This is a genomic window from Zarconia sp. (assembly GCF_057467645.1).
On the sequence record NZ_JBRJXU010000005.1, the window covers coordinates 1 to 8,769 of the forward strand.

Below are 8,769 nucleotides of genomic sequence, written 5' to 3' on the forward strand. Positions count from 1 at the left end.
AACCGTCGCCGATGCCACCATCATCATCGACCAAATCGATGGCTTGGAAACCTTCCCCGATATCGTCCCCGTTGCCGGATTTGTCAAAGACTTCCTCAACAACTATGACGGCGAAAACGACTTCTACCAAACCATTAGCACCAATTTATCTCAAGCACTCTTAGACGATTCGAGCTTGGGATTAGCCGGTACGCTTGATGATATTTCCGTACAACTCGATCGAAAACCTTCTGGTATCCTGCCGTTCCAATTTATTAGCACCGCCACAAATACCCCCCCAGACACCACCGACCAAGTGGTGACTATCAACTTGCAGGATATCTTGGTTCCCGTCCAGGGAGGAACCGTTGCCGATGCCACCATCATCGTCGATCAAAAGGATGGGTTAGAGACCTTCCCGGATTTGATTCCCTTGGCCAATTTTGTCGAAGACTATCTCGAAACCTATCCCAACCCCAATGATTTCTATCAAAACATCAGCCAGAATTTAGTCCAAGATATTTTGGATGAGCCGAGTTTGGGATTGTCGGGAACCCTCGATTCGATTTCCGTGGAACTAGACCGAGAAGCGGCTGGCATTGTGCCTTTTCGCTTTTCCTCTCAAGCCATCGGCGAACCGGGAAGCGTTGTCGATCCTGATACTGATGACACAATCGTGGGAACTAATGATGCCGATACTCTTGATGGTGGCGGCGGTAACGATTTAATTACAGGACTGAGCGGTAACGATATCATTGACGGCGGAGCTGGAGACGATCGCCTTGTCGGTCAAAGTGGAGATGACACGCTGCTTGGTGGCACTGGAAACGATCGGCTTTGGGGCGAAGCGGGCGACGATCTGCTCGAAGGCGGCGATGGCGATGACTTCCTGCGAGGTTGGATTGGAGACGATACGTTAGTTGGTGAAGCAGGTGCTGATACTTTTGTTGTGGAAGCACGGCCAGGAACGGATACGATCGCGGACTTTGTGTCCGGTGAAGATGCGATCGGCCTCAAAGGTGGTTTGAGCTTTGCCGATTTGTCGGTGACTTCTGATGGAACGGATACGACGATCGCATTGGGTGGAGATATTCTCGCTATTCTGGAAGGGGTGGATGTTGCCCCCACTGCCGAGGATTTTGTCGTGGTGTAATCTCTAATCGACGCGAGGTAACTCATGGAGAAGTCGAAAACACCAGCGTATCGGCTTCTCTATGCTTTCTCCATGCTAAATTTATAGCCTTTGTGGCCAACCCACCAAAACCACAAAACCACCCGATCGCGCTCCAGCTTACTTTTGGAACCATGCAGGTGGTTTTTGTTTGACCTCGATCGGGTTGAAAAAACACGCGATCGCAGATTAAATCGCATTTTAACGGGAATACCCGATTGCGTCCTATTCGTCGTCGTCTTCTTCGTCTTTAGCGGGATACACAAAACCTTTGCTCCGTCCGGTTAAAACGGATTTGCCCAGAGACAGGGCTTTTTCCGCTTCGAGAGAGGCTTTACGCTTCCACAGCGCTCTGCGTTGATTGCGTTTGGTTTTGGACGTTTTCTTCTTTGGAACGGCCACGATCGCGACTCCTGTTCATTTCGCACAACCTTTCTATTTTAGAGTATGCAGAGCATCCTCGCTTGAATCGACTGGGGAAACCATGTCAAAATAAAGGCAAAATTTGGCTATCAAGGTTACTTTAAGAATGAATCGATCGAAACTGATCGCGATTGTCACGGGCGCGATTTCCTTAATTATCGCGACAGCTTATCTGATGCTCGTACAACTTTTAGACTTTCGCGGGGAAATGATTCCCGCACCGATAAGCTCGATCGTGCCCTCGACTCAACTCGTCGGCGAGAACACCCATAACACCATCGCTTTTGAGTTTTCGATCGAGCGGAATTTGCCCATCGATCGTAACGGCTAGATCGCTCGGGATACTGATGTTGGTGGGCTGGGAGACCTGAGGAGGAAAAAACCCGCTCAGATAACAAAATTGCCGAACCGAGCGTTGCCACGGCCAGACCCAAATAAAAACAAAGGAGAAGATCGCTCTTCTCCTTAATTTGGGCGGAAATTTTCGAGCGTCGACCACTCAAATTCGATGGATTTTGACCCCTTTGAGTGTCTTTCAACGCCCGTCGCCACCTATTTGAAGATCGGTCTCGCGTTAATGGCGATCGCCTCTTGAATCAGACCGAAACCGAATCGAGACCTCTAAAAATTCGCTTTGTGGCGAATGTGACTGAGAAATTCCTCGCGGGTTTTCGGATCCTCCTGAAAGACTCCGCGCATAGAACTGGTGACGGTCCAAGAGCCAGGCTTTTGAACACCGCGCATCACCATACACATGTGAGATGCTTCGACGACAACCGCTACACCCTGAGGTTGTAAAAGACCGTGCAAGGCGCTGGCAATGTCTTGGGTCAGCCGTTCTTGCACCTGTAGCCGTCGCGCATACATTTCACAAATACGGGCAATTTTTGATAATCCAATTACCTTACCGTTGGGAATGTAAGCAACATGGGCACGACCTATAATCGGTAGGATATGGTGCTCGCAAGAGCTGAACAAATCAATATCGCGTACCAGTACCATTTCATTGGTGTCTTCATGGAAAATGGCTCCATTGAGGAGCTCGTCCAGAGACTGAGTATAACCAGAGGTTAAAAATTTGAGGGCTTTGACCACACGTTTTGGTGTGTCGCGTAACCCTTCACGGTCGGGGTCTTCTCCTAACCCGAGCAGCAGTGTTCGTACGGCTTGTCGCATGTCTTCGTCTGAGACAGGAGCTTTCGCAATCAGATCGCTTTCGACATCGCCAATGGCAGGAATTGCAGCACTATCGACGCCAGACACGCTCCGCTCTAGCCGATCTCGATCGCTCTGGACACTAGATTCTTGGGAAAGATTTTGAGACATATCGCTCCTGTTGGCACTCTTTTGGTTCGGTTTGTTGAAACCGTTAGACGATGCAAGGGTCATGATAAATTTCCGTTAGGGTTTGCAAAAATTGACACGGGAAGTTTTCGCCAACCGTCCATCACTATCTTCCAGTCGCACTGATATCGAAGCCGTTACCACTGGCTGACGGGCAATAGACTAATGACAAAATTTTTTAGAGAACGCCAGCGTTCGACATCAAGGTTAATTCTTCAATGACGGCTTGCTGGGGAAGCTCGATGGTCTGCAAGATGGTCTGGGAAACCGTTTGAGGCGTTAGCATCGTGGAGCGCTCGAAGTCTGCCTGCACGGTTTCGGTATCCCAAATTGAGGTATTCACAGCTCCCGGACAGATGGTAATGACTCGAATTCCACGTTCTCGCTCTTCGGCAGCAAGGGTTTTAGACAGGGCCATCAACCCAAACTTGCTGACACAGTAAGCCCCCCAGTTGGGAAAGACTTGTTGACCCGCGATCGACGCCACGTTGACGATCGTTCCTTGGCGACGTTCTCGCATCGAGGGTAAGATACCCCGAACGCACTCAAATACGCTGGTTAAGTTCAAATCGAGGACTTGCTGCCAATCCGCAAGAGAGGTTTCCATGAGGGAGCCAGTATAACCCATGCCGGCATTATTGACCAAAATATCGATCGGACCGAATTGAGTTGCAATGGTCTCAATCTGCTCGCGCACTCCCTCGACTCGGGCGAGATCGCAGGGATAACTTTTTGCCTCGACGCCATGCTCTTGGGCAGAACGGGCGACTTTCTCTAGTTTGTCTTCCGAACGACTCACTAGGGCAACGTGAATACCAGCACGAGCAAATTCTAATGCAGTTGCCTCACCGATACCGCTACTTGCGCCTGTAATTAAGGCACGCTTTCCACTCGATAAAGTCATGAAAGAGTTAGGTTTTCTCGGCTCCCGTGGGAGATTTGATTCCCGGCTTTAGGGTATTTCCTGTGGATTCCGAGCGTATTGTTAAGAAATTGTTACCTTGTGAATTATAACACTGTTTCATCCCACCCACGCAAAAGAGAACTCTCGGTTTTGGGGCGATCGAATCTTCGGGATCGAAATGGATACCAGAGGGCTCGTTGAATGGGTAAGTATTTAGGCTTATTCAATCGATTTACTGGCGATCGGAATTCCCACTCAACTGACGGATAAATTCGAGGGGTAAGCCATCGGTATCGGCGATGAAGGTGACTTCGTAAACCCGATCGCCGATGGCTTGTTGCGTGGGTTCGAGCAACACTTTTAAGGGGTGGAATTGCTCTGGATTTTCTTGGGTGAGGCGATCGAAGCGCTCTTTTAAATCCTCTAACCAACGAGGTAACTCGGTTGTCGCCGTCGTCAAATCGAAAGAGAGGTGATAGTACCCCACATAATGCTCGTCGTTAAAGATTTCCGGTGCGGGTTGAGGTTGCGGAATTTGAATCAGTTCGATACGTCCGTCGAGTCCTTCCATCCAACAAGCTAAGGTATAGCCGGTAGTGAAACGCTCGCAGACTGTGAAGCCGAGTTGCTCGTAAAAGGCGATCGCCCGGTGAATGTTGGCTGTGCGAATCGAAGCGTGATGCATGGTTGGGCGATATTGCTATATTCGTGAGAGTGAAGACGACCCAAGCCTAAACCCATACCCTTCGCCCGTTTCCCCCAACGCTCACCCACAAAAATGTCTGAATTATCTTGAAGAGCGCTATGAGGATAGGGCGATCGCGTTACTCAAATAGCCGAAAATAGGGGTATCGTACGGGAACACCCGGTTCTTTATCCAAATCGAAATTAATCACGTCCCAACAGGGAGACTCTTCGGGATCGGGACTGAATTCGACGGGTAAACCGTATAGCTTCGGGATCGGAGCATTGGTGCGATCGCGCCATGGGGTACTGCGTTCGAGGTAAGCACCCATAAGTTCCTTATACCGTCGGGCAATAATGACTTTAGTCGCTCGGTAACCTTGGGTATAAAGTCGATCGAGTGCCTCGTGAATTTCAAACCGAATACCATCGGGATGGGTATGTTGCCGATACCATTCATCTTTCCACCGGCGCCAATGACGACCGGATTGCAAATGAACCAGTTCTCCCGTGTCGGGATCGGCTTCAAATGCACCGTGGCGCGAACAGAGGTAAGTATCAGTGAGGGTCAGCGCCGGAATGGTCTGACGACAGTGGGGACACTGAATTTCCGGGCCGAAGATTGGAAACTGGAAGCCTGGATCGATCATTCGACGGTCACTCTATGGTGTTGCATTCAGCTCGAAGACTGGTAAGGAAAATTGGGTTGTCAAAAAGAATGAAATCTTTCCCAAACCCACACCCGTTACTAGTATTCTTATCTTAACCTCTGAGTTCCTCTTCTTTTGATGAGTGCAAACCCTCTCGAACCCCCAATGGCTCTTTCCCAGAGCGATGCTTCGCCAGGTCACGACAGTCCGTGGCCTCGAGTTGATGTCTCCGAGGCGGCCTTTGTTGCCGCGACGGCTACAGTTATCGGTCGGGTGGTTGTGGCTGCGGGAGCGAGTATTTGGTACGGTGCGGTGGTTCGAGGGGATGTTGAAGTCATCGAGATCGGACCTCATACAAACGTTCAGGATGGTGCTATTTTACATGGAGATCCGGGTTTGCCAACGATCTTAGAAGATTACGTAACCGTCGGTCACCGTGCGGTGGTTCACAGCGCCCATATCGAGCAAGGATGTCTCATCGGGATAGGGGCGGTGGTCCTCAACGGCGTACGGGTGGGAACGGGTAGCATCATCGGTGCGGGGGCGGTTGTCGCCAAGGACGTTCCGCCGTATTCTCTGGTGGTGGGAGTTCCGGGTAAGGTGCGACGTCAGGTGTCACAAGCCGAAGCGACCGAACTGATCGAACACGCTCGCAAGTACGAGCAGTTGGCTCTGGTTCATGCGGGCCGGGGTACAAATTTGGGCTTTACCCAGAAAAACGAACTCGATAATTAATTGTCCGAACATCATATATAATTATGAGAACCATTTAAAAATATGTTAAGAGAGGAAAAATCAGTATGGATTGGCGCTTGATTGTCGTACTCCTCCCTGTGATTGTCGCTTTAAGCTGGGCGGGCTTTAACATCATCCAAGCCGCCATCGGTCAAGTCCAAGGTTTTCTCAATAAGGAAAGCTAAGATCGAGTGACTCCAGGCCTTTGGAGACCCAAAAAAATAACTCTGGGAAATCCCTTAAGTCAGTTGAACTGGGGGATTTCGTTTTGTTATGGGCATTGAGCATTCAGCTTTTCCCGAAAAGACGATCGCTATTGATTCGATTGGAGCGTTCGCGTCTTCGGAAAATGCCGAGTCGGCGGCAGGTAAACCCCTTTGAAACGATCGCTTTTCTGGCTGCAAGGGAACTGACGGCTGACAGCTAATGGCTGAAGGCTTACGTTTTATTTAGGGGGATGGAGAATCTGGGCAGGAGAGGCAGGGGAGGTAAAACTCAGGAGTTCGTTCCATCTATACAAGACATCCCGACTCTACCTCCTCAGGAATGATGAAGCCACCCCCAACCCCTCGATGAGGATATCTTTAAATCCTCGATCTTCGTCAACGTGGCAACTGCGATCGTTGCACGTGGCAGAGTGCAACCCGATCGAATTGTAAAAATCCGCAATTTTTCTCTTGACGATCGCTTGTTTTTAGAATAAGTAATCGATTAAGATTTAAACATTAAATTAAGCTTGAAAGTTTCACGTAAGTTTGACGTATTTTTCCCGTATTTTCCGCGCACCTCAATTTATCATTTTCGATCGTCAAAATGCTCCGGATAAATGCGATATAACTTTGAAAGAATAAATAGGTCGTGCATCTCACATCACACTCCCAAACATTGAGTGAGTCACCATACCGAAATTTAAAATCGGCGATCGCATTTCTATTTTCTCGAACCCATTCGTTTTGAGACCCGTTCGTTAAAATCCCTCTTCTCTTAACTCTGCAACTTGTCTCTATCCAGCTCTTCCTCGTCCGGGGAGAATCCGTGACGAGATGACGGCCAACCTGGTTCTTTTTCCCAGATTCAAGGACGCGGAATTTTCTCGAGTCTCGCTTTTCTTCACCCCTTCAGTTAACAGTCCCTTTTTAATAAATAACTATGGCAACTTTTACAGTAACGTCCACTGCCGATAGTGGGATCGGTTCTTTGCGTGCGGCAATTGCTTCTGCAACGAGCGGCGATGTTATTCAGTTTGATGCGAGTTTAGCTAATTCTACCATTACCCTTACGGGCGGTCAATTAGAAGTCGATAAAGATTTAACAATCGATGGGGCGAATGCGCCAAATTTAACCCTAAGCGGAAATAATACCAATCGGATTTTACATCTCGGTCGCGATGACGATTTAACTCTCAAAAATTTGACCCTGGCTAATGGATTATCCACCGGAACCGATCGAGGAGGAGCCATTCATAGCGAAGGTCGAAATGTTATCTCGATCGAAAATACCAATTTCTTAAATAATACCGGCGGTCAAGGGGGGGCGCTCGGCTTCAATTCTTGGAGCGAGATTACGATTAAAGATAGCCGATTTGAGGGAAATACATCAACCTCAACCGCTGGGTTTAGTGGTGGTGCGATTAGCATTTTTGCCTTTAACAATACCACCATTCAAAATACGGAATTTAAAAACAATACCGGCGTGAACGGCGGCGCGGTTTATAGCCTCCTCAGCGGTCTCACCGTCGAAGATTCGAGCTTTGTGCAAAACGACTCCACCCCCGGTCGAGATACCACGAATCCCAACGGATTTGGGGGCGGTATTTTTGTCGATGGGGCAAGCGATCGCCTCGACCCCGATGTGGGGACGGTTTTGGTGCGCAATACCCTCTTTGACAGCAATCGCAGTGCCGGACGCGGGGCTGGTGTTTTCTTTTTTCTCTACGATCCTGACGTTGCCATTATTGAAGATAGCACCTTCGTCAATAACGAAGTCATCGAGCATTCGAATGGCAACTCCCGAGGGGGGGCAATTTGGCACGCCGACGGCGAATTAATTGTTAGAAATACCACCGTTGCGAACAATCGCGTTCTCCATCGCGGTGGGGGTTTGTATGCCCTCGATACAGCCGAAGTGCGCATCGAAAATAGTACTTTTTCGAATAACATTGCCGATGATGGTGCTGGCGGGGGATTTGGAGGGGCCCTGCGGGTTTCCAGCGCCACGGAAATTATCAATAGTACGATCGTTAATAACCATGCCGGCAAGCAAGGTGGGGCCCTATTTAATATCAACCGACCCGTCACCGCCACCAATACGATTTTTGCCAACAATACCGTCAACGACCCCAACAATCCCGAACAGCAAACCAACGTCACGGTTAACGATGGTGGCGGCAACATTCAGTTTCCCGGTGTCACCAGTACCGGTCGCGAGATCCAAAGAATTGTTGCTGGCGCGCTCATTGCCGATCCGCTGCTGGGTCCGTTGCAAGATAATGGGGGCGGTCGCTTCACCCATGCTTTGCTCGAAGGGAGTCCCGCGATCGATGCGGGACAGGATGTTGCCGGTTTGACTGCCGACCAACGGGGTATCCTCCGCAACGACGGTCAAATCGATATTGGGGCGTTTGAAGTAGAGGAAATCGTACCCCCTGAAGAACCCACGGACCCAACCAATCCCACAGACCCAACCAATCCCACAGACCCAACCAATCCCACAGACCCAACCAATCCCACAGACCCAACCAATCCCACAGACCCAACCAATCCAACCAATCCCACAGACCCAACCAATCCCACAGACCCAACCAATCCAACGGACCCAACTAATCCAACGGACCCGACCAATCCCACAGACCCAACTAATCCAACAGACCCAACCAATCC

The 8,769-nt window shown here is 49.7% G+C and carries 10 protein-coding genes; 5 read left to right on the forward strand and 5 right to left on the reverse strand.

Annotated elements, in window-relative coordinates; translation table 11 throughout:
* On the forward strand, positions 1–1,132 hold a 1,132-nt coding region (locus tag AC2215_RS00275), incomplete at its 5' end, for a calcium-binding protein (RefSeq protein WP_486807938.1).
* A gap of 243 nt (positions 1,133–1,375) precedes the next feature.
* Here the strand turns inward: AC2215_RS00275 and rpmF are convergent.
* Complete coding sequence (rpmF, locus tag AC2215_RS00280) at positions 1,376–1,552, reverse strand: 50S ribosomal protein L32 (protein WP_486807939.1); 177 nt, start codon at positions 1,550–1,552, stop codon at positions 1,376–1,378.
* Positions 1,553–1,679: 127 nt separating this feature from the next.
* On the opposite strand from rpmF, the gene AC2215_RS00285 reads away from it, so the two are divergent.
* Positions 1,680–1,904, forward strand: a complete 225-nt coding sequence (locus tag AC2215_RS00285) for a hypothetical protein (protein WP_486807940.1) — start codon at positions 1,680–1,682, stop codon at positions 1,902–1,904.
* A gap of 290 nt (positions 1,905–2,194) precedes the next feature.
* Here AC2215_RS00285 and folE read toward each other — a convergent pair whose 3' ends face one another.
* The 4 genes from folE to AC2215_RS00305 form a co-directional block, all read right to left on the reverse strand.
* Entirely contained in the window at positions 2,195–2,962 is a 768-nt protein-coding gene (folE, locus tag AC2215_RS00290; RefSeq protein WP_486807941.1) for a GTP cyclohydrolase I FolE, read from the reverse strand.
* Between the two features lie 133 nt (positions 2,963–3,095).
* Positions 3,096–3,821, reverse strand: a complete 726-nt coding sequence (locus AC2215_RS00295) for an SDR family oxidoreductase (RefSeq protein WP_486807942.1) — start codon at positions 3,819–3,821, stop codon at positions 3,096–3,098.
* 232 nt (positions 3,822–4,053) lie between these two features.
* On the reverse strand, positions 4,054–4,506 hold the full coding sequence (locus AC2215_RS00300; protein ID WP_486807943.1) for a VOC family protein: 453 nt from the start codon (positions 4,504–4,506) through the stop codon (positions 4,054–4,056).
* Positions 4,507–4,645: 139 nt separating this feature from the next.
* Complete coding sequence (locus AC2215_RS00305; RefSeq protein ID WP_486807944.1) at positions 4,646–5,155, reverse strand: TIGR02652 family protein; 510 nt, start codon at positions 5,153–5,155, stop codon at positions 4,646–4,648.
* Between the two features lie 165 nt (positions 5,156–5,320).
* Between AC2215_RS00305 and AC2215_RS00310 the strand changes: the two genes are divergently transcribed.
* The 3 genes from AC2215_RS00310 to AC2215_RS00320 all read left to right on the forward strand — a co-directional run.
* The gene (locus AC2215_RS00310; RefSeq protein WP_486807947.1) at positions 5,321–5,890 is read left to right on the forward strand and encodes a gamma carbonic anhydrase family protein; all 570 of its coding nucleotides are present in this window, start codon (positions 5,321–5,323) and stop codon (positions 5,888–5,890) included.
* A gap of 65 nt (positions 5,891–5,955) precedes the next feature.
* Complete coding sequence (locus AC2215_RS00315; protein ID WP_486807945.1) at positions 5,956–6,075, forward strand: photosystem II protein Y; 120 nt, start codon at positions 5,956–5,958, stop codon at positions 6,073–6,075.
* A gap of 964 nt (positions 6,076–7,039) precedes the next feature.
* The coding region (locus AC2215_RS00320; RefSeq protein WP_486807946.1) for a choice-of-anchor Q domain-containing protein at positions 7,040–8,769 on the forward strand (1,730 nt) is incomplete at its 3' end.

What these genes read in the sequence shown, in the direction of transcription:
- AC2215_RS00310 (WP_486807947.1), top strand. Translation starts at nt 5,321, where the DNA reads ATGGCTCTTTCCCAGAGCGATGCTTCGCCAGGTCACGACAGTCCGTGG.
- folE (WP_486807941.1), bottom strand. Translation starts at nt 2,962, where the DNA reads ATGACCCTTGCATCGTCTAACGGTTTCAACAAACCGAACCAAAAGAGT.
- AC2215_RS00305 (WP_486807944.1), bottom strand. Translation starts at nt 5,155, where the DNA reads ATGATCGATCCAGGCTTCCAGTTTCCAATCTTCGGCCCGGAAATTCAG.
- AC2215_RS00315 (WP_486807945.1), top strand. Translation starts at nt 5,956, where the DNA reads ATGGATTGGCGCTTGATTGTCGTACTCCTCCCTGTGATTGTCGCTTTA.
- AC2215_RS00295 (WP_486807942.1), bottom strand. Translation starts at nt 3,821, where the DNA reads ATGACTTTATCGAGTGGAAAGCGTGCCTTAATTACAGGCGCAAGTAGC.
- AC2215_RS00300 (WP_486807943.1), bottom strand. Translation starts at nt 4,506, where the DNA reads ATGCATCACGCTTCGATTCGCACAGCCAACATTCACCGGGCGATCGCC.
- AC2215_RS00285 (WP_486807940.1), top strand. Translation starts at nt 1,680, where the DNA reads ATGAATCGATCGAAACTGATCGCGATTGTCACGGGCGCGATTTCCTTA.